Source organism: Collinsella aerofaciens, assembly GCF_039062315.1.
Taxonomy (GTDB): Bacteria; Actinomycetota; Coriobacteriia; order Coriobacteriales; family Coriobacteriaceae; genus Collinsella; species Collinsella aerofaciens_BG.
Window position 1 is genome coordinate 88,546 of sequence record NZ_JBCJBG010000004.1, and the last position, 20,848, is coordinate 109,393.

Below are 20,848 nucleotides of genomic sequence, written 5' to 3' on the forward strand. Positions count from 1 at the left end.
GCATGGAAATCTTCAACGCGACCAACCTGCTCTACATTTGGGGCGGCTTTGTTAAGACGATCGAGATCTCGGCGCTGTCGATCTTTTTCTCGCTCATCTTTGGCACGGTGCTGGCGCTCGTTAAGAGCTATGCGCCCCGCCCGTTCCGTATTTTGGTGAGCGCCTATATCGAGCTGTTCCGCTGCACGCCAAACCTGCTGTGGATCCTGTTTATCTACTTTACGGTGCAGGGTTTGGACATTGTGATTTCGACCATCGCCTTTACGCTGTTTACCAGCGCTGTTATGGCCGAGATTGTGCGCGGCGGCCTTAACTCGATTCCGCGCGGCCAGTTTGAGGCGGCACAGAGCCAGGGCTTTGGCTTCTTTGCCACCATGCGCTACATCATTTTGCCGCAGACGTTTAAGACGATCATTCCGGCGCTGTTTAGCCAGTGCACGACCGTCATCAAGGACAGCTCGTATCTTTCGGGCATTAACGTGGCTGAGCTCATGTACACGGCCAACGTTGTGATGGCCCACGCGATCGATCTGTCGCAGGTGCTTATGCTCTACGGCCTGGTGTTTGCGATGTACTTTGTGCTCAACTTTGGTATCTCGCTGCTGGTCCGAGCCTATCAGCGCCGCATCGTGGCCGCATAGTCCTGCTTCCCCAAGCACGGCACCTTGCCCCTCAATCGTCGCTTGCGTACATTTAGTACGCGGCGCTCCTCTTTCGGGGCAATCTGCCGCACTTGGGAAACCAGGACGGTCGTAAGTGACAAAATGGGAATCAGGAATCGCCTATTTCTCATTTGCTAGAAAGGAATCGCGATGAGCGATCTGGAGAATAAGAAGAATCCTGTGGTCATTACCATCGCGCGCGACTTTGGCGCCGAGGGCCACGAGATTGGTCGCATGCTTGCCGACGAGTTGGGGATTCCGCTGTACGATAACGAGCTGCTGGTGCGCGCATCGCTGCGCGCGGGCGAGTCGCTCGATAAGATGGCCGCCTACGACGAGCGTCTGGCCGTGGAGAACATGGCGTTCCTACCCGACCGCTACGATGCGCGTTCGTACTCGGATAAGTTGTTCCAAAAGATGAGCCAGGTGATTTTGGATCTGGGCGAGACCGAGAGCTGCATTATCGAGGGTCGTCTGTCCGATTATCTGCTGCGCAACAACCCCAACCACATTGCCGTGCTGGTGACAGCCCCCTTTGAGGACCGCGTCGAGATTGTGCGCAAAAAGCGTGGCCTTAACAAAAAGAAGGGCGCCAAGCTGGTCAAACAGCAGCAGAAGGCGCGCGAGGCGTTCTATAAGCGCTACAGTGCCGGCAAATGGAAGATGACGAGCGGTAAGGATATCGTAGTCAACCGCGCCAAGCTGGGCCGCGAAGGCTGCAAGGACGTCATCGCCGCGGCCTACCGCTACAAGGTGGCCCAACTCGAAGGCTAACCGACCAAAACCACCACAAAGGGGACAGGCACCTTTGTGGTGGTGGGACGGCCGGCATAGAAAAAGTCCCCGCCGAGCGTGTGCTCGACAGGGACTTTGCCGTTTAATGGCTAGCGCTGAGGGTGATTACTCGCCCAGCAGGCTCTTGGTGATGGAAGCGGCGGCCTTCTTGCCAGCGCCCATCGCCAGAATGACCGTAGCGGCACCGGTGACGATGTCGCCGCCGGCCCAGATGCGGGGATCGGTGGTCTGGCCGGTCTCCTCGTCGGCGACGATGTAGCCCCACTTGTTGAGCTCCATCTTGCCGCCGATCTTCTTTGCGAAGGGGTTGGCGTTGGTGCCGATAGCCGAGATCGCGACGTCGCAGGGGATCTCCTCGATGGCGCCCTCGATGGGCACCGGGCGACGACGGCCGGACTCGTCGGGCTCGCCGAGCTCCATCTTCTGGACCTTGACGGCGCACACGGAGCCGTCTTCGCCAGCGACAAACTCGAGCGGGGAAACGAGCGGCAGAACCTCGACGCCCTCGGCCTTGGCGTGGTGCAGCTCGGCACGACGGCAGGGCATCTCGTCCTCGGTACGGCGGTAAGCGATGATGGCGTGCTCGGCGCCCAGACGCTTGGCGGTACGGACGGCGTCCATAGCCACGTTGCCGCCGCCAAAGACAACGACGTTCTTGCCGTGCTTGGTGGGGGTGTCGTACTCGGGGAACTTGTTGGCCTTCATCAGGTTCACGCGGGTGAGGTACTCGTTTGCGAAGAAGACGTTGGGCAGGTTCTCGCCGGGGACGTTGAGGAACTTGGGCAGGCCAGCGCCGGTCGCCACGTAGATGGCGTCGAAGCCCTGCTCGAACAGCTCCTCGGCCGTGGCCATGTTGCCCACGACGGAGTTGTACTCAAACTTGACGCCCATGTCCTCCAGGCCGTCAATCTCGCGCTTGACGACCGCCTTGGGCAGACGGAACTCGGGGATGCCGTAGACCAGCACGCCGCCGCCGGTGAAGAATGCCTCAAAGACGGTAACGTCAAAGCCGTTACGGGCGAGCTCGCCGGCGCAGGTGATGCCGGACGGGCCGGAGCCGACGACGGCGACCTTCTTGCCGTTCTTGGGGGCCATCTTGGGCGTGGAGGCGAGCTCGGGGCGATCACCCAGGAAGCGCTCGAGCTGGCCGATGGCCACGGGCTCGGACTTCTTACCACGGATGCACTTGCCCTCGCACTGGTTCTCCTGCGGGCAGACGCGGCCGCAGATGGCGGGAAGCATGGAGTCCTCGCGGATGGTATCGAGAGCGCCGCCGAAGTCCTTCGCGCGGATCTGCTCGATAAAGCGGGGAATGTTGATGTTGACGGGGCAGCCCTCAACACAGAACGGCTTCTTGCAGTTGAGGCAGCGCTCGGCCTCGGCCAGCGCCATCTCCTCGGTGAAGCCCTTGTCGACGGGGCGGAAGTCGCAGGCGCGCTCGGCAGCCGGCTCCTCGTTATCGGGGGTGCGGGGCGACTTCATATCGGCAACGAAACGACCGTTAACTAGTGGCATGCGCAGCTCTTTTCCTCATAGGCCTTGAGGGACTCGCCCTCTTCGGAACGGTAAGCGGCCTGGCGGGCACGAAGGTCATCCCAGTCGACCAGGGTGGCATCGAAGTCGGGGCCGTCGACGCAAGCGAACTTGGTCACGCCGCCCACCTCGACGCGGCAGCAGCCGCACATGCCGGTGCCGTCAACCATGATGGGGTTGAGCGACGCGGTGATGGGGGTGTCGTACTTCTGGGCGGTGAGGGTCGAGAACTTCATCATCGGAACGGGGCCGACGCAGAAGACCTGGCTCACGGCCTTGTCCTGCAGCAGACGCTCCAGCGGAGCGGTGACAACGCCCTGCTCGCCGTAGGAGCCGTCGTCAGTGGTGATGTGGATGTGGTCCTCGTCGAGGAGCTCGCGGAACTGGTCCTCCATGAGCAGGAGGTCCTTGGTGCGGGCGCCCATGATGGCGTGCACCTCGTGGCCGGTCTCGACCAGGTGCTTGGCGACCGGGAAGGCAATTGCCAGGCCGACGCCGCCGCCAATGACGGCGCAGGGGCCCTCGGCCATCTCGGTGGGAACGCCCAGCGGGCCCACGACGTCGCGCAGCGACTCGCCGGCCTCGTAGGTGGAAAGCATCTCGGTGGTCTTGCCGATCACCATGAAGATGAACTCGACCCAGCCCTCGTCACCGTTCCAGCCGGCCAGGGTAAACGGGACGCGCTCGCCCGTCTCGTTGGCGCGAACCATGAGGAACTGTCCAGCGTGCGCATGCTTGGCGATTGCGGGCGCCTCGATGCGGAACTTGAACACCTTCTCCGAGAACTGCGTCTTCTCCAGGATCTTATACATAGAACCCCTCTCTTGTTAGGGCTGCCGAACCGTGCCTCCACGGAAATGGACGGTAGCCCGAGTAAAACCGTACGCGCACAGGCGTTGTGCAGACATACGGTGCAAATTATACCCTCATGGACATGTCACTTACGTGTGTCTTCGGCGGTTGGGAGCAGGGTTTATCCACTTCGACCTGCCAAAGGGGGAGAGGTTTATTTTGGCAGGTTTTATCAGGCAAAACGGCAAAGGGGGCCGGCCTCGCGCTTCGGTGAGGCCGGCCCCCTTTGGAGCGTTGCATATGTATAGCGGCACAGGGTTTATTGCGACGCAGCCGCCGCGGCGTTTCCGCAGATGAAACCTGCCAAAATAAACATCTCTAAATGGTAGGTTTTAGTGCTTGCCGTTGGCGGAAGCGGCGCCGTTTACGTGATCGCGGGCGTAGATTACGCCGTGGACGATGGCCAGACCGGCGGCATCTGCGGCGCGGGCGCAGGTGTCCTGGAAATCCTCGGCTTCGCGGGCGCGCAGCTGCTTGAGCACGTAGTCTGCCACGGCCATCTTGCCGGGAGGGTTGCCGATGCCGGTGCGGATACGGCTAAAGTCGCGGCTGCCCATCTTGTCGATGATGGAGCGCAGGCCGTTGTGACCGGCATGGCCTCCGCCCACCTTAACACGCACGTCGCCGGCGGGAATATCGAGCTCGTCGTGGATGACGAGCAGCTCCTCGGCCTTGATCTTGTACTCGCGGCAGAGCTTGGAGATGGGCCCGCCCGAGGTGTTCATGTACGACTGCGGCTTGACCAGTACAATCTGGCGCTTGCCGTTCTCTTCCTCGGCATCGTTGATGTTGATGAGCGCGACCTCGGCGCCTGCTTGGTTTTTCCAGTACGTGACGCCGGCCTGACGGGCCAGCTCGTCGATCGCCTTAAAACCGGCGTTGTGGCGGGTCTCGGCATACTCATCGCCAGGGTTGCCAAGTCCGGCAACCATGCGAATCTTAAGCGGCTGTGCAGCTGCCATGTTCGTCCTTTCGTTACACATAAAAGTTCAGTCAACGACAAAGGCTACCACGCCCGCCGAAGGCGAGGAAAGGTTGCAGCAAAGTCATTTCAGAAAACAGCTGCCCCGAGACAGCAGGAAGCCCCGGACACGCCGGGAGGGGTTATCAAAGCGAACATCCCGCAGCCGCAAAGCGGCGAGGACGTTCGCGTGATAACCCCGCAGGTGTGTCCGGAGCTTCCGGAGGGATGCGAGGGTCGAGCGACTACAGTGCGAAGTCGCCGCCGACGAGCGTGGAGACGGGCTCCTCGTGGTAAACGGCGGAGATGGCCTGAGCGAACTCCTCGGCGACCGAGATGGTCTTAATCTTGCCGCCGACCTCGACGGGGATGGCGTCGGTGACGACGCACTCGACGATCGGGGCGTCGTTCAGGCGCTCGATGGCCGGACCGGAGAAGATGCCGTGGGTGGCGCAGACGTAGATGTCGCCAGCGCCCATGGCCTTGAGCTCCTTGACGTTGGCGCACAGGGTGCCAGCGGTGTCGATCATGTCGTCATTGATGACGCAGGTCTTGCCCTTGATGTCACCGATGATGCCCATGACCTCGGCGGCGTTGTGGCGCGGACGGCCCTTGTGGGCGATGGCCAGGTCGCAGCCGAGCATGTCGGACAGCTTCTTGGCGGCCTTGGCACGACCCACGTCGGGGGAGACGACGACCAGGTTGTCGGTGTCGAAGTTCATGGCGTTGTAGTACTGGCCAAACAGCGGCAGTGCGGACAGGTGGTTGACCGGGATATCAAAGAAGCCCTGGATCTGACCCTGGTGCAGGTCGAGGGTGATGATGCGGTCGACGCCGGCGCGCTCGAGCAGGTTGGCGACGAGGCGGGCGGTGATGGGCTCGCGCGGGCCGGCCTTGCGGTCCTGGCGGGCATAGCCGTAGTGGGTGATAACGGCGGTGATGGAGCGGGCGGATGCGCGCTTGGCAGCGTCGGTGGCGATGAGCAGCTCCATGAGCATGTCGTTGACGTTGCCGCCGGCCACGGACTGAATCAGGAAGACGTCGGCGCCGCGGACGGTCTCGTCGTAGCGGGCGTAAATCTCACCATTGGCGAACTGCTTTAGCGTAAGGCCCGAAAGCTCGACCCCAAGGTACTCAGCGATCTTCTGAGCGAGGGGACGGTTGGAGGAACCGGAATACACGCGGATGGACTTGCGCATATTCTCCGACTTCTCGGGATCATTAATCGGCATTACCCTTCTCCTTTATACATCGAATGCCATATAGATGCCTTGTTGCATTGTAACCGCGCGACGGGGCTTATTGAGTCTTGATAACGTCTTTACCGTCAACGGACACGAACCGACCACTCATCCGGTCGCGCAGGTCACGATAGAAAAAGGAGCCGTCCCCATGGGAACAGCTCCTTTTGTGCTTGGTAAAACGTTATGCCTCGTCGTCCTCGTGCAGGCGGCGGCGGTAATCGGCGGCCCAGCCCTCAATATTTACCTGACGGGCGCGGCCCAGGCCGAGCGCGTCTGCCGGGACCGGCTCGGTGATGACGGAGCCGGCGGCAACGAGCGCGCCGTCGCCGATCTGAGCGGGTGCGACCATCATGGTGTCGGAACCGATGAAGGCGTCCTTGCCGATGACGGTCTTGTGCTTGTGAACGCCGTCGTAGTTGCAGGTGATGGAGCCCGCGCCCACGTTGACGCCGGAGCCCATGGTGGTGTCGCCGATGTAGGACAGGTGCGGAACCTTGGAGCCCTCGCCGATCGTGGACTTCTTGATCTCCACGTGCGTGCCGGCCTTGGAACCGTCGAGCATGTGGGTGCCCGGGCGCAGGTAGGCGCGCGGGCCGCAGTCGACGCCGTTCTCGATGACGGCCTCGATGGCGATGGTCTCATCGATGGTGCAGCCGCTGCCGACGGTGGTGTCGGTGAGGCGGCTGTTGGGGCCGAGCTGGCACTCCTCGCCCACGGTGACGTGGCCGATCAGGTGCGTTTGCGGCCACACGACGGTGTCGCGGCCGATAACGGCATCGGGGCCGATCCAGGCCTGCGTGGGATCGATGAAGGTAACGCCCTCGGCCATCCAGTGCTCGTTGATGCGGTCGCGCGCGATGGCGGTGAGCTGCGCGAGCTGGATGCGGCTGTTGACGCCCAGGCCGTCGCGGTAGTCGTCACAGTGGAAGATGGAGACCGCCTGGCCGTGGCCCTTGAGGATCTCGAGCATGTCGGGCAGGTAGTACTCGGACTGCGCGTTGTCGTTGCCGATCTCGTCGATATGCGCGGCAAGCTGAGCGCCGTCGAAGGCGTAGCAGCCGGCGTTGCACTCGAGCAGCGTGGCGGCCTGCTCGGGCGTGCAGTCCTTCTGCTCGATGATGCGCTCGATCTGGCCGTCGGCACCCAGCTTGATGCGGCCGTAGCCGAAGGGGTCGGGCGGGGTCATGGTCATGACGGTGCAGGCGAGCTCGCCGGTGGCGACGGTCTGCGCGAACTTGGCGACGGTGTCGGCGGTGATGAGCGGCAGGTCGCCGTTGAGCACGACGACGGGGCCTTGCGTGATGCCGCAGGCCTCGAGCGCGACCTTTACGGCGTGGCCGGTGCCCAGGCGCTCGGTCTGCTCGACGCACTCGACCTTGGTGGCGCTGTTGGCGTAGGCGCCGTCGATAAGGGCGCGCATCTCGTCGGCGTGGCTGCCGATGACGACCACGACGCGGCTGCAGCCGGCCTTGATGGTGGCGTCGACGATCCACTGGACCATGGGCTTACCCAGGATCTTGTGCGAAACCTTGCAGTGGTTCGACTTCATGCGGGTGCCCTCGCCGGCGGCGAGGATAATTGCGGTTGCGTCCATGTGATCTCCTGTTACGTTATAGAGACGTGTGTTTGGAAACGATACACGGCACAATATGATACCGCAGGCATATGATGAGCGCGTAACGATTGGCGCGTGACGGCCGATGTCGCTGCCGCCGGCGTGGTGTTTGCGCTGGTTGTGCATGGCGGCGGCGCTGCGGCGTTGGCGTTTTGCGCAAGGGGATGGGAGGTGCCCGTGGATATCATGCGAGAGGAATCGGGCAACGAGCCCGTCGCGGCATTTTCGATGTCGCATCCGGCGGTGCCGGCGCTCTACATGGTGCTGACGTTGGGGCTCACCATGTTCTCGATGCAACCGGTGCTGATTGCGCTGTCGCTTGCGGGCGGGTTGGCGTACGGGCTTGCGACGCGCGGCGCCGCGCGCACGTTGGGGGCGCTTCGCTGGCAGCTGCCGGTGATTTTGATCATCGCGGTGCTCAATCCGCTGTTTAGCGCCTCGGGCTCGACGGAGCTGTTCCGTATTGGCATGCGTGCGGTGTATCTGGAGAGCATGGTTTACGGCCTGTGCATGGGCGGGCTGTTTGTGGCGAGCGTACTGTGGTTTGAGGCCGCGGCGTCGACGCTTGGCTACGACAAGGTGCTTGCGCTTTTGGGTAACGCCGCGCCGGTGATCGCGCTCATGATTTCGATGTGTATGCGGCTTATCCCGCAGTTTTTGCGTCGCGGTCGTACGGTGCTGGCGGTGCAGGATGCGATTGATGTGCCTGGCCGCGCGCCGGCCGACCCCGTGCGCTCGCGCCTGCGGGCATCGAGCGTGCTGATGGGCTGGGGCATGGAGGATTCGCTGGAGCGTGCGGACGCCATGCGCTCCCGTGGGTGGGGCGCCGCGACACGCCGCACGACGTACGCGCGGTATCGGCTGGGGCGCGGCGATGTTGCCGCGCTGGTTGGGCTTGCGCTGTTTGGCGTGGCCACGACGGCAGTGGCGTGGACCGCGATGGCGCAGTATTCGTTTTACCCGCAACTATCGGTGCCGGCGCCGTGGCTGGGCTATGTCGTATATGCGGCCTGGATGGCGCTGCCCTGCGTGCTGTACGCGATTGACGAGAAGAGGTTTGGCTGATGACCCAGTTGGATAGCTGCTCGGTAACGGGCGTGGCGTGCGGCTCTGATGTACCCGCGATTGAGGTACGGGGCCTGAGCTTTACCTACCCCGGGGCTGAGGCGCTGGTGCTCGACGGGCTCGACTGGTCTGTCCCCCAAGGTGCGTTTGCACTGCTCGTTGGCGGTACCGGGTCGGGCAAGTCGACGCTGCTCTCGCTGCTCAAGCCCGAGATTTCGCCGACGGGTGAATGCGCTGGCGAGCTGTTCGTGCTGGGCGAGAGCGTTGCCGACATGGATGTCCGGGCGTCCGCGGAGCGTGTGGGCTATGTGTTTCAGGACCCCGAGAACCAGATCGTGTGCGAAACCGTGTGGCACGAGATGGCGTTTGGCCTGGAAAACCTGGGGCTAGCGCGTGATGAGATGCGCCGTCGCGTAGCTGAGACCAGCTATTTCTTTGGGCTGGAAGATTGGCTCCAACGCGACACCGATACGCTTTCGGGCGGACGCAAACAGCTGCTGTCGCTGGCGGCTGTGCTGGCATTACGCCCGCGCGTGCTGCTGCTCGACGAGCCCGCGTCTCAGCTCGATCCCGTTGCCGAGAAGAATTTTCTGCACGCGCTGTTTCGCGTGAACCGCGAGCTGGGCTGCACGGTTGTCGTGGCGACGCATCAGCCGCGCCCGATGCTCGAGTATGCGACGTGTACGTACCGGATTGAGGGCGGTCGCGTGCGCGAAGTGGCGGACATGGCTTCTTTGGGACGCCGAGAATCGCTGTTTTCCGATGACATGTTGGGGTGGGGTGCCATCCGATGTGCAAATAAAAAAGTATTCAGCAGGCGTGAGGACAATTTGGGCTCTCTGGAGCCGCCCGGGGACGTATCGAGCGCGAAAAAAAGTTCGGAATTGGACAAATCGTCCGAATTTGTGGCGCAAACGTCGCTCGAGAACGGCTCGGAAGCCTTCCCGCGCACGGATGGAAGCAGAATACTCCAAAAAATGCACGCTGGGTCGGCTACCACCCTGGCAGGGAGCTGGTTTCGCTACGATCGCGCGGGCAGTTGGGTGCTGCGCGGGCTCGATGCGTCGTTTTCGGCTGGCGCGGTGCATGCGGTTGTGGGCGGTAACGGCTGCGGCAAGTCGACAATGCTTTCGGTGCTGGCCAAGACGGTCAAGTTGCAGCGTGGTCGTATGGTGCGCGCGGCGGCCTCGGCTGCACTGCTGCCTCAGAATCCCAAGGCGTTGCTGGTTGCCGAGACGGTGCGCGATGAGCTGATGGAATGGGCTTCGACCTGCGGATATGACGAGGCTGTGGCGCGGGAGCGCGCGGCGAGCCTGGGGCTGTCGGGCCTGGATGGGCGCCACCCGTACGATCTTTCGGGCGGACAACGTCAACTGCTTGCGTTGGCAAAGCTGCTTCTGATTGGCCCCGAGCTGCTATTGCTCGATGAGCCCACCAAGGGTTTGGACCTGACCAGCCGCCGCATCATTGCCCGCGCTCTGCGTGACCATGCAGAGGCTGGCGGCACCGTCATCATGGCCACGCACGACCTGGATTTTGCCGAGCAGGTTGCCGATGACATTGCCATGATGTTCGACGGCGAGATTGCCTGCATGGAGCCGCCGACCGACTTTTTTGCCGACAACGTGTTCTACAGGGCGTGATGGGATGACGGATTATTGCGTCTCGCGCCTACTAGCAAAACTGGAGATCCCACTGCTGCTGGCGGTGCCGGCGGTAATGGCCGCGGCGTTGCTGGCGGGCGTTGAGCAGGCGGCGCTTGCCATGCTTGTCGTGGTGGCGCTGGCGCTTGCGTTGTTCTTTGCGGGCTACGAGGCGTCGCGACCGGGCCTGCGCCAGATTATGCCAACGCTGGTTTTGGCGGCGTTGGCCGCGGCGGGGCGCATCTTGTTTGGCCCCATTCCCGACTTTAAACCTGTGAGTGCCATCGCCATTATCGCCGGGGCGACGCTCGGTCGTCGTAACGGCTTTATGGTCGGTGCGCTGGCGGCGCTGACCAGCAACTTCTTTTTTGGACAGGGCATGTGGACGCCATGGCAGATGTATGCCTGGGGCCTGGTTGGCTATGTTGGCGGCGCGCTGGCGCATGCGGGCGCGTTCGACCGTGCGGATGGAACCGTGCGCATGCCGGCGCTGATGGCGTACGGCTTTGCATCGGGCCTGCTCTACGGCGTGGTAATCAACGCCTACGACATCATCGGTTTTGTGCAGCCGCTCACGTGGGCGGGCGCCGTGACGCGTCTTGCCACGGCAGTGCCGTTCGATATCACACACGGCCTCGCGACCTGCGTGTTCTTGGCCGCCCTCTACAAGCCTTGGTGCCGCCGCATCAAGCGTGTTGTCATGAAATACGGACTGTAGGGCTGGTTGCGTTCCCTTACGAACTTGCGGTGGAATAGTTCTCGTTTTTGGCTGTTTGGGGCCGAAGCAGGAACTATTCCACCGCAACTTATAGGGGGACGAGGTCAGATGACCCCTTTTCCTCCGTCCCCGGGGGGTCAGTTGGGGCTAGAACTCTAGGGTGAGGGTGACGGGGCAGTGGTCGCTGCCAAAGATGTCGCCGCGGATTCCGGCGTCGCGCACATTGCCGGCGACTGCGTCGCTCACCAGGAAATAATCGATGCGCCAGCCGGCGTTGTTCTTGCGAGCATTAAAGCGGTAGCTCCACCAGCTGTAGACGCCCTCGACGTCGGGGTTTGCCGCGCGCCAGGTATCGGTAAACCCGGCGTTGAGCAGCTCGGTAAACTTGCCGCGCTCCTCGTCCGAAAAGCCGGCGTTGCCGCGGTTGGACTTGGGGTTCTTAAGGTCGATCTCCTCGTGCGCCACGTTAAAGTCGCCGCAGGTTACGACGGGTTTGCCGATCTCGCGCTCGAGCGCGTTCAAAAAGCCGCGGTAGGCATCGTCCCAGGCCATACGCACATCGATGCGCGCGAGCTCATTTTGGGCGTTGGGCGTGTAGACATCCACGAACCAAAACTTGTCGAACTCGAGCGCACAGACGCGGCCCTCGGTTGTGGCTTGGGCGACGAGCTCGGCCGCCTCGCCCTCGCTGGCGTAGGGTAGCAGTGCGTCGGCGCGTAGCACGCGCAGCGGTTCCTGGCGGCTAAAGACTGCGGTGCCCGAATAGCCTTTACGCTCGGCGTAGCTCCAGGTTTGGTGATAGCCGGGCAGGTCAATATCGACCTGGCCCTCCTGCAGCTTGGTCTCCTGCAGCGCCAAGATATCGACATCGAGTTCTTGCGCGATTTGGATAAAGCTCGGGTCCTTTTTGAGCACGGCGCGCAGGCCGTTGACGTTCCACGAGGCGAAAGTGTAAGTCTGAGGCATGGTGTCCTTTCGACGGGGTTGGCAGGCTTAAGATTAGCGCAACAGGGGCGGTGGTGGGCTCCGCGCGTGTCGACCCAAAGGCTGCGCGCCGGGCAAGCGCCCGCCGCCATCCGACCAACAAGGACGGAGGACTCATATGACGCAGGCAATAACGGATCCCAAGCAGGCCTCCGCCGCGCTGGAAGAGCTGTTCGGCACCCACAAGCGCGTGGTCTTCTTTGGCGGCGCGGGTGTTTCCACGGCGAGTGGCATCCCCGATTTCCGCAGCGTGGATGGCCTGTATCACCAACAGTTTGCCTATCCGCCCGAGACCATGCTCTCGCATAGCTTTTATGAGGCGCATCCGGCCGAGTTCTTCGACTTCTACCGCACCAAGATGATCGCGCTTGGCGCCAAGCCCAACCGCTGCCACACCAAGCTGGCCGAGCTGGAGCGCGCCGGAAAGCTAAATGCCGTGGTGACGCAAAATATCGACGGCCTGCATCAGATGGCCGGCTCGCAGCGTGTGTTTGAGCTGCACGGATCGGTCCATCGAAACATTTGCCAGTCGTGCGGCGCGGTCTATAGCGCCGAGTGGATTTGCTCGCGCGAGCACGAGGACGCCGCGGGCGTACCCGTGTGTCCTGTGTGCGGTGGGCGCATCAAGCCCGATGTGGTGCTCTACGAGGAGCCGCTCGACGAGCATGTGCTGACCGGCGCCGTTGCCGCCATCGCCGCGGCCGATGCCCTCATTGTGGGCGGGACCTCGCTCGTGGTGTATCCGGCGGCGGGCCTTACGCGATACTTTGCCGGCGATACGCTGGCCATTTGCAATCTTGCTCCCACCGATCAGGATGCAAATGCCGACCTGCTGATTTCTTGCGACATCGCGGCCGCGTTTGCGTTCTAGCCCGTGTGCGCGGATACAATAGAAAGACTGATTGCAAAGCAACCCCGCCGCCTGCGCCCGAGCGCGGCGGCGCGGGCATTTTAGGAGGATGTTCATGGCGAACGATAGCAAGACATGGCGGTGCGGAAAGTACGAGCTCAGCTTTGACCGCCCGCGCATCATGGGCGTCCTCAACGTGACGCCCGATTCGATTAGCGATGGCGGTGAGCACTTCGACCCGGATGCCGCCATCGAGTACGGCCTGGCGATGCTCGACGCCGGCGCCGACATCATCGACGTGGGCGGCGAATCCACGCGCCCCGGATTTACCCCGGTCAACCCCGACGAGGAGGCGCGCCGCGTGCTGCCCGTGGTGCGCGCGCTGGCCAAAGAGGGCGCCATCGTCTCGATCGACACGCGCCACGTGGCGGTTGCCAAGGCTGCCGTGCGCTGCGGCGCCTCGATCGTCAACGACGTGACGGGCTTCACCGACCCCAAGATGGTCGAGTTTGTCGCGACGAGCACCTGCGGCGTCATCGTGATGCACGCCGGCGAGGTCGCGGTGCCCACGCGCACGCATGCAACGGTGCAGCTCGATACCTCGGCCGCGGCGTTTGTTGCCGAAAAGGCGCGCGAGGCGGCCGCCGAGGCTGCGCGCGAGGCCGAGAAGCCTGCCCGCCGTCGCCGTGGCAAGTTGCTGGGCGAGCCCAAGCCCGAGGCAAAGCTCCCGGGTGGCGTGGTGCAGCCCTCGCTGCCGTTCGGCGATCCGGAGCCTGCACCCGAGCCTACGGACGAGCAGAAGCAGGAGGCACCGGCCGCCGAGCAGGCCGCCCGTGCTGCCGAGGCAGGCGCGACCCCTGAGCCCGCGCCGGAGCCCAATGATCACCTGGCGGCCATGATGCGCCGCAGCGCCCGCCGCGAGGAGGCCTACGTGCCCACCTCTCAGCTCCGCCGCTTCACCCTGCCCGATTCGGCGCCCATCATGCGCCGCGTCATGGGCTTTCTGTCCGACCAGGCCCGCACGCTTATCCATGCCGGCGTGTCGCGCGACCGCATCTGCATCGATCCCGGCCCGGGCTTTGGCAAGACGGCTAACGAGGACATCGTCATCCAGCGCGAGACCGCCAAAATGGCGTCGCTGGGCTATCCGCTCATGTGCGCCGTGTCGCGCAAGCGCTTCGTGGGCGCTGTCTCGGGCGTGACCGAGGCCGCCGAGCGCGATGTCGCCACGTTTGGCGTGTGCCTGGGCGCTATCCAGGCCGGTGCCAACATCGTGCGCGTGCACGACGTCGCGGGCTTTGCGCAGTTCCTGAACGGTTACTGGGCTGTTGCTAAGCCGCAGCCGCGCCGCGCGTTTGTGGCCGTGGGCTCCAACCTGGGGCATCGTTGCGACAACATCCGCGCCGCACGCGACATGATCGCCGAGATTCCGCTCACCTGCGTGTCCAACTGCTCGCGCATCTACGAGAGCGAGCCGGCTTACGAGACGCGCCAGGACGCGTTTGCCAACGCCGTCATCGAGATCAAGACCGAGCTGGCGCCGCTGGTGCTGCTCGACGAGCTTATGAAGATCGAGGCTGAGCTGGGGCGCGACCGCTCCAAGAAGGCCAAGGTCAACGGTCCGCGCACCATCGACCTGGACCTGCTGTGGATGGACGGCGAGATCCATGGCGGCAAAAAGCTGCGCCTGCCGCATCCACTCATTGGCGAGCGCGACTTTGTACTGGTGCCGCTCGAGGATCTGATGCACGACCCGGCGCGGTTCTTCCGCTACAACGGTGTCGAGGTCAAGGAGCCCGAGGACCGCGTGGGCCATATCGTGGGCGAATTGGGGCGTATGTAGATGATTGAGATGAATGTTGTAGCCGCCGGCACCGAGCTTGACGCCGCGCGCGACGCGGGTCGCGAGGGTGTGTCCGCGGGCTGGTGCGCTTGGAGCGCGGGCGAGGCGTCGTTGACGTTTTCGCTGGTCGTGCGCCCGGACGTGAATATGCATGCCTTCCACGGCCTGCCGTTTGTGGCGGCGATGGGCATGATGGACGCGCTCGCGGGCACGGCGTCGACGCCGGGCCTGGGCCTTGCCGGCAAGGTGGGCATCCAGTGGCCGAGTGACATCGTGTGCGGTGCGCCTGTGTTTGAGACGTCGTTCGCGCGCGTCACCGTCAACGGCGGCGCCGGTGCTGCGGGTATGTTCGGTGCCGTAACGGTGGATATCGAGCGTTCGGCGCTGAGCGAGCTTTGTGTGGATGTGGCCGACGAAGCGCTGGTCGAGGCGCTTTCCGCCGCCGTGTTGACCCGCGTGGACGCCTGGGCGGTTGTTGCCAACACGCCGCAGGGCGCCGCAGGTCCGCTGGCCCCCGTGCTGGGCGAGTACTTCGACATGGTGCCGCTGCTCGGTCGCCAAGTTGCGGCGGTGTCGCCCAGCGGTTTGCCGCTTGCGGTCGGTGTGTTTGCGGGCCTGGACATCTGGGGCCGTGCGACCATCAAGACCGATGCCGGCGAGCAGGAGTTTCCGCCCGAGGCCGTACGCATTCGCGGGCTGTAGCGCGGGGCGCCAGCGCTCAAAGATAGCGATGACAACGAAGCCCTCCTCGGCCTGCACCGAGGAGGGCTTTTGTGTGGCTGCAGGGAGGTATCTCGGCCCTATTCCTCAAAACTGAAAAAGTTTCGATTTTGAGGAATAGGACCGATGCGTTGCCTAGTTCGCCGCTCGTGCTCGACTTAAGCCCCTGCTCTATCCCAGCTCCTGCATGCGGCGGTAGATTTCGCAGATGCCCTTGATGGTGAGCTGCCCGTCGACCACGTCGAAGGCATCGGTCGAATCGGCGACGATGCCGGCGAGACCGCCCGTGGCGATAACGGTGACATCCTCGCGGCCCAGCTCGCGTTTCATGCGCGCAACCAGGCCCTCGGCCATGGCGGCAGCGCCCACCACGGCGCCGACCTTGATGCATTCCTCGGTGTCGCGGCCGATGGCGTGCTCGGGCGCCTCGAGCGGCACGCTGGCGAGCTTGGCGGCACGGGCGGCAAGCGCGTCCATGGAGATGCGGATGCCCGGCGCGATCGCTCCGCCAATGTAATAGCCGTCCTCGTCGATGACGTCGATATTGGTCGCGGTGCCAAAGTCCACCACGATCGCCGGCGCACCGTAGAAAGTTTCGGCCGCAACGGCGTTGGCGACGCGGTCGGCGCCCACGGCCTGGGGGCGCGCCGCACGCAGCTTGGTCACGGCGGCCGTCTGCGGCCCGATGACGATGGCATCCGCCGCGATGCGGTCGGCCACGGCGTGCCACTCGCGCGAGAGCTGCGGCACCACGCCGGCAAAGGCGATCGCGTCGACCGCGTCGAGCGAAAGGCCGTACATCTTAAAGAAACCCATCAGGCGCACATGGATCTCGTCGGCGGTATAGGAGCGGTCGGTGGGCATGCGCCACGACTGCACCAGCTCGTCTCCGTCAAACAGGCCCATGGCCGTCTGCGTGTTTCCCATATCGATAGCGAGCAGCATGTCCACTCCCAGTGTCGGCGTAAAAGGACGCGCACCATTGTATACGCGCCGCCGACGGCGCTCGGCTGCGATTCGTTTACGGTGATATGGACTGAGGGGTTTAAATATGAAGGAATTATGCTCTACGAGATTTTCCTTGCCGTTTACCGAACTCCCACGTAATATTCTTTCTTGCGCACATGAGGCGCCCAGACATTGCGGGGTGGAGCAGTCTGGTAGCTCGCCGGGCTCATAACCCGGAGGTCGTAGGTTCAAATCCTGCCCCCGCGACCAAGAACTTGCAGCTCGTCGGCCTAGCCGGCGAGCTTTTTTGTTATCCCGGGATCGTTTCTTCGGTTCAATTCTCAGCCTCTCAATCAAAGATCTCGATCTGTAACACCAAGACCCGATTTGGGCGGCTAGGTGTTACAGATTGAGATTTTCTAGCAGGCGGGTCCCGTTTGTCTTGATCCGTAACATCTGGGGCCCATTTTGCCGAGTAACTGTTACAGATTGAGATCTTTCGGCAGGCTAGATTGGTTTGTCTCGATCTGTAACAGGTGGGGGTCAAAAGTGGGCCTAGCTGTTACAGATCTAGATTGTTGAGGATGGGTTGAGAGGAAGGTCTTGATCTGTAACAGCAAGACCCGGTTTTGCCGAGTAACTGTTACAGATTGAGACGAACCGACGGGCCGTCCCGCCCCATCCACCTGCCGTCACCTGATATTCGCCGATTTTCGTTGTGCCGCCGTGCTCTCATGCCATATCCTCTAGACAACTACGCGGCACCATCGCCGCCGCGCCTACAAGAGAGGAATGTCCATGACCGCACCTGCATCCAAACTGCTCCAGCCCATTACGGTTGGCCCCCTTGAGCTCAAGAACCGCATTATGTTCCCGCCGCTGACCACCGGCTACGAGGAGCGCGACGGCTCCATTGGCGAGCGCAGCCTGGCTTTTTACGAGCGCCTGGCCCGTGGCGGCGTGAGCTACATCGTCATTGGCGACGTCGCTCCCGTCATGACCGCGAGCCCCACGCCCAAGCTGGCGACCGACGCCCAGATCCCTACGTTTAAGGCGCTGGCCGATGCCGTCCACAAGCACGGTGCCAAGGTTGCGCTGCAGCTGTTCCACCCCGAGTACGACGTGCCCGGCGTCGGCCGCATGGTCATGGGCTCCATGGCCGCTGCCAAGGCCGCGCAGGAAGCCAAGGCCGCCGGTGACGAGGAGACCTTTGCCGCCAAGATGGCCGAGTCCAACGAGATCCGCAAGCAGGCATACGCCAAGCTGCACCACGACATGCAGCACTTTGTGAACGAGGCGAGCGTAGAGCAGCTCACCCAGATCAAGGAGGCCATCGCCGCCTCGGCCGCTCGTGCGCAGCAGGCTGGCATCGACGCCATCGAGGTCCACGGCGACCGCCTGGTGGGTTCGCTGTGCTCGGCCATCCTCAACCAGCGCGCTGACGAATACGGTGGCTCGTTCGAGAACCGCGTTCGCTACGCGCTGGAGGTCGTCGCTGCCATTAAGGAGGCCGCGCCGCAGCTGATGGTGGAGTACAAGCTCCCCGTGATCATGGAGAACCCCGACGGCACGCCGCGCGGCAAAGGTGGCCTGCAGCCCGACGAGGCCTGTGAGTTCGCCAAGCTGCTCGAGGGTGCGGGCATCGACATGATCCAGGTTGCACAGGCAAATCACACCGGCAACATGGGCGACACCATTCCGCCCATGGGCGCCATGCCCTACAACTGGACGCTGCCCGTGGCCGAGCGCGTCAAGGCCCTGGTCTCCGTGCCGGTGGCAACCGTCGGCCGCGTGGTCTCGGTCGAGGCCGGCGAGAAGATCCTGGAGGATGGCTCTGCCGACATCGTCGCCTATGGCCGCTCGCTCATGTGCGACCCCGACATTGCGCTGAAGGCCGCCACGGGTGAGCCCATCCGCGAGTGCCTCAACTGCAACAAGGGCTGCGTCGATGCGATTCAAAACCGCAAGTACATCTCGTGCGTGCTCAACGCCGAGAACGGCGACGAGGCGACCGTCGCCATTAAGCCGGGCGAGGGCGACAAGAAGATCGCCGTGGTGGGCGGCGGCATCGCCGGTCTGGAGGCCGCACGCGTGGCGGCCAAGCGCGGCTACGATGTGACCGTCTACGAGGCGAGCGATCATCTGGGCGGCCAGATTGTGCTGGCGGCCGCGCCTCCGCGCAAGGACGAGATCATGCGCTCGGTCGAGTATTACGAGAAGATTCTGCCTGACCTTGGCGTGAAGGTTGAGCTCAACCATGTTGCTACCGCCGAGGACCTCAACGCCGCCGATGCCGCGATTGTGGCCGTGGGCGCGCACGACGTGGTCATCCCCGTTCCGGGTGCCGATTCGGACAAGGTCGTCTCGAGCTGGGACGTGCTGGCTGGCAAGGTGGAGCTTACGGGCCGCGTCGCCGTCATTGGCGGTGGCCTGGTGGGCACCGAGACTGCCGAGTACCTGCTGCAGCACGGCTGCGAGGTGGCGATCGTGGAGATGCTCGACAAGATTGCCGCGGGCGAGTCCGAGACCATTCTGCCGCTGATCATGAGCGACTTTGCAGAGCACAACGTGGAGCAGCACGTGAAGACCCGCCTGACCGCCATTACCGACGAGGGCGTGGAGGCTGTTCGTACCACCGAGGACGGCGCCGAGGAGCCGGTGAAGATCGCCTGCGATTACGTGGTGATGGCCGTGGGCTCCAAGGCCAACGCGTTTGACCTTGACGGCGTGACGGTGCCCGTGACCTACGTGGGCGACTGCTCGGGCGAGCGCACCGCCGACATCGCAAGCGCCATCCGCACGGCGTATCACGCGGCCAACGAGCTCTAAGCAAGAAAGCTATCGCGTATTGAGCGGGCGGGGAGTGCCGTATCGGTGCTCCCCGCCTTTTTGACAATAAGAGCGCCTGACCAGCGGATTCAGAAAATCCGAATCTTATGCATCCGAAAATCCGAATTATATGAACACGAAAATCCGAATCGCAATCACCCGAAAATCCGAATTTGCTACAGTGGAATAGAAGAATCAGAAAGCAGGAACTGGAAATCTGCGGGGGTGGCTCATGGCAGGCGAGAGGCTACATCGGGACGGATACATCCCACGTATCGTGGATGCGCAAATCGAGCGCTACCTTCGTGTCTTTGGCGCGGTCGAGATTGCGGGCACCAAGTGGTGCGGCAAGACGTGGGCCGCGCTCGAGCACGGGGCGTCCGCCTCGTATGTCGACGAGAATCTCGACCTCGCGCGTGCCGACCCGGCGATGATGTTGCTGGGAGACCGTCCGCATATTATCGATGAGTGGCAGCGCGTTCCCCAGATTTGGGACTACGTTAGACACGAGGTTGACCGCACCCGGGGTACGCGCGGCGCCTATATCCTCACGGGTTCCGCCACGCCCGCGTTTGGCTCAAAGGCGGAGGCGCCCGCGCATAGTGGAGCTGGCCGCATCGGCCGCGTCCGCATGCACCCCATGACGCTTGCCGAGACAGGTGAGTCCAACGGCAAGGTGAGCCTGGCGGGCTTGTTTGAGCATCGTTTTGAGCCCTGCCGGTGCGATGGCGATACACCGGGGCTTGTCGAAGCCGCTTGCCGCGGCGGCTGGCCCGAGGCGATCGATATGGTTTCGGCTGACGCCCAGCTCATCGCCCGCGAATATCTCAACACCACGTTTTCGAGCAGCTTCCCGGCGGTCGGTCTCGACCCCGATATTGCTCGTCGAGTCTCCGCATCGATCGCGCGCAATCTGGGACAGGCAACCACGTATAAAACGATTCTTATGGATATGTTCGGTGCCGAGGAGGAACCCGCAGCGTTTGCCGATGAGACCAAGGTGCGCAGGTACCTGGATGCCCTCAAAGGCATGTTCATTCTCGAGGAGGTCCCCGGTTGGGTTCCCGCCGCGCGCGACAAACGGCGCTTTACCGTCAAGCCCAAGCGCTATCTGGCAGATCCGAGCCTTGCTTGCGCCTTGCTAGGTATGTCCTCGCAGGCGTTGCTTGCCGACTGGCAGACATTTGGTCTGGTGTTTGAGAATTTGGTCATACGCGACCTTTCGGTCTACGCACGTTCGTTCGACCTGCTGGATAGCACGCCCGTGCGCTATTATCGCGACGATTCGGGCCTTGAGTGCGATGCTATCGTGCAGCTAGCCGACGGACGGTGGGCCGCCTTTGAGATTAAGGTAAGTGAAGATAAAGCGAGCGCCGGCGTTGAGAGCCTCAAGCGCGTTCGCAAGAAGGTCTGTGGAAATCCTCGTTCACGCACACGCGAACCGGAGTTTATGGCCGTGATTGTGGGGGTGGGTGAGTACGCCCGCGAGGTCGAGGACGGTATCTACGTGATACCCGTGCGCGCGTTGGGGTGTTAAGGGACGGCATGCCGTGTGTCCGCTGCCCGGTGCTGCGGATTGGTGCAAA

Annotated in this window: 17 protein-coding genes and 1 tRNA gene; 11 read left to right on the forward strand and 7 right to left on the reverse strand. The window is 63.1% G+C overall.

The annotated features are described in order from the left end of the window. Window positions 1-2 precede the first annotated feature (2 nt). Entirely contained in the window at window positions 3-641 is a 639-nt protein-coding gene (locus ABCP74_RS03305) for an amino acid ABC transporter permease (RefSeq protein WP_055285379.1), read from the forward strand. Between the two features lie 171 nt (window positions 642-812). Further along, window positions 813-1,436 carry a cytidylate kinase-like family protein gene (locus ABCP74_RS03310; RefSeq protein WP_055251542.1) on the forward strand — a complete coding sequence of 208 codons (624 nt, stop codon included), beginning with the start codon at window positions 813-815 and terminating at the stop codon, window positions 1,434-1,436. 126 nt (window positions 1,437-1,562) lie between these two features. On the opposite strand, the gene gltA is transcribed toward ABCP74_RS03310, so the two are convergent. The 5 genes from gltA to glmU all read right to left on the reverse strand — a co-directional run bounded on the left by gltA (window position 1,563) and on the right by glmU (window position 7,641). Continuing rightward, complete coding sequence (gene gltA, locus ABCP74_RS03315; protein WP_022094914.1) at window positions 1,563-2,972, reverse strand: NADPH-dependent glutamate synthase; 1,410 nt, start codon at window positions 2,970-2,972, stop codon at window positions 1,563-1,565. After that, complete coding sequence (locus ABCP74_RS03320; RefSeq protein WP_006235793.1) at window positions 2,963-3,802, reverse strand: sulfide/dihydroorotate dehydrogenase-like FAD/NAD-binding protein; 840 nt, start codon at window positions 3,800-3,802, stop codon at window positions 2,963-2,965. The genes gltA and ABCP74_RS03320 overlap by 10 nt, the downstream gene beginning before the upstream one ends. Before the next feature lie 372 nt (window positions 3,803-4,174). Beyond that, window positions 4,175-4,804, reverse strand: a complete 630-nt coding sequence (pth, locus tag ABCP74_RS03325) for an aminoacyl-tRNA hydrolase (protein WP_022094030.1) — start codon at window positions 4,802-4,804, stop codon at window positions 4,175-4,177. A 244-nt stretch (window positions 4,805-5,048) separates the two neighbouring features. Next, window positions 5,049-6,035 (reverse strand): ribose-phosphate diphosphokinase, encoded by a 987-nt coding sequence (locus ABCP74_RS03330; protein ID WP_055251541.1) that lies wholly within the window; start codon window positions 6,033-6,035, stop codon window positions 5,049-5,051. A 193-nt stretch (window positions 6,036-6,228) separates the two neighbouring features. Continuing rightward, window positions 6,229-7,641 carry a bifunctional UDP-N-acetylglucosamine diphosphorylase/glucosamine-1-phosphate N-acetyltransferase GlmU gene (gene glmU / locus ABCP74_RS03335; protein ID WP_343000746.1) on the reverse strand — a complete coding sequence of 471 codons (1,413 nt, stop codon included), beginning with the start codon at window positions 7,639-7,641 and terminating at the stop codon, window positions 6,229-6,231. A gap of 96 nt (window positions 7,642-7,737) precedes the next feature. On the opposite strand from glmU, the gene ABCP74_RS03340 reads away from it, so the two are divergent. From ABCP74_RS03340 to ABCP74_RS03350, 3 genes are read left to right on the forward strand one after another with little or no spacing between them, the layout of a single operon-like run. Next, window positions 7,738-8,727, forward strand: coding sequence for an energy-coupling factor transporter transmembrane component T (locus ABCP74_RS03340; protein WP_343000745.1), 990 nt, complete (start codon window positions 7,738-7,740; stop codon window positions 8,725-8,727). Next, on the forward strand, window positions 8,727-10,370 hold the full coding sequence (locus ABCP74_RS03345) for an ABC transporter ATP-binding protein (protein ID WP_343000744.1): 1,644 nt from the start codon (window positions 8,727-8,729) through the stop codon (window positions 10,368-10,370). Before ABCP74_RS03340 ends, ABCP74_RS03345 begins: the two co-directional genes overlap by 1 nt. 4 nt (window positions 10,371-10,374) lie before the next feature. Beyond that, the gene (locus ABCP74_RS03350) at window positions 10,375-11,088 is read left to right on the forward strand and encodes a DUF6580 family putative transport protein (protein ID WP_343000743.1); all 714 of its coding nucleotides are present in this window, start codon (window positions 10,375-10,377) and stop codon (window positions 11,086-11,088) included. A 147-nt stretch (window positions 11,089-11,235) separates the two neighbouring features. Here the strand turns inward: ABCP74_RS03350 and ABCP74_RS03355 are convergent, their stop codons facing one another. Further along, window positions 11,236-12,054 carry an exodeoxyribonuclease III gene (locus tag ABCP74_RS03355; RefSeq protein ID WP_343000742.1) on the reverse strand — a complete coding sequence of 273 codons (819 nt, stop codon included), beginning with the start codon at window positions 12,052-12,054 and terminating at the stop codon, window positions 11,236-11,238. A gap of 136 nt (window positions 12,055-12,190) precedes the next feature. Between ABCP74_RS03355 and ABCP74_RS03360 the strand changes: the two genes are divergently transcribed. The 3 genes from ABCP74_RS03360 (at window position 12,191) to ABCP74_RS03370 (ending at window position 15,467) form a co-directional block, all read left to right on the forward strand. Then, window positions 12,191-12,943: an NAD-dependent protein deacylase gene (locus ABCP74_RS03360; RefSeq protein ID WP_343000741.1), complete on the forward strand. Its 753-nt coding sequence runs from the start codon at window positions 12,191-12,193 to the stop codon at window positions 12,941-12,943. A 94-nt stretch (window positions 12,944-13,037) separates the two neighbouring features. Next, window positions 13,038-14,765, forward strand: a complete 1,728-nt coding sequence (gene folK, locus ABCP74_RS03365) for a 2-amino-4-hydroxy-6-hydroxymethyldihydropteridine diphosphokinase (RefSeq protein ID WP_343011733.1) — start codon at window positions 13,038-13,040, stop codon at window positions 14,763-14,765. Beyond that, on the forward strand, window positions 14,766-15,467 hold the full coding sequence (locus ABCP74_RS03370; RefSeq protein ID WP_343000739.1) for a hypothetical protein: 702 nt from the start codon (window positions 14,766-14,768) through the stop codon (window positions 15,465-15,467). A 189-nt stretch (window positions 15,468-15,656) separates the two neighbouring features. Here ABCP74_RS03370 and ABCP74_RS03375 read toward each other — a convergent pair whose 3' ends face one another. After that, entirely contained in the window at window positions 15,657-16,430 is a 774-nt protein-coding gene (locus ABCP74_RS03375; RefSeq protein WP_343000738.1) for a type III pantothenate kinase, read from the reverse strand. Between the two features lie 196 nt (window positions 16,431-16,626). On the opposite strand from ABCP74_RS03375, the gene ABCP74_RS03380 reads away from it, so the two are divergent. From ABCP74_RS03380 to ABCP74_RS03390, 3 genes are all read left to right on the forward strand, one after another. After that, window positions 16,627-16,703 (forward strand) — tRNA-Met (locus ABCP74_RS03380). 528 nt (window positions 16,704-17,231) lie between these two features. Further along, window positions 17,232-19,262: a bilirubin reductase, long form gene (bilR, locus tag ABCP74_RS03385; protein ID WP_343000737.1), complete on the forward strand. Its 2,031-nt coding sequence runs from the start codon at window positions 17,232-17,234 to the stop codon at window positions 19,260-19,262. 232 nt (window positions 19,263-19,494) lie between these two features. Beyond that, window positions 19,495-20,799: an ATP-binding protein gene (locus ABCP74_RS03390; RefSeq protein ID WP_343000736.1), complete on the forward strand. Its 1,305-nt coding sequence runs from the start codon at window positions 19,495-19,497 to the stop codon at window positions 20,797-20,799. Window positions 20,800-20,848: the final 49 nt, after the last annotated feature.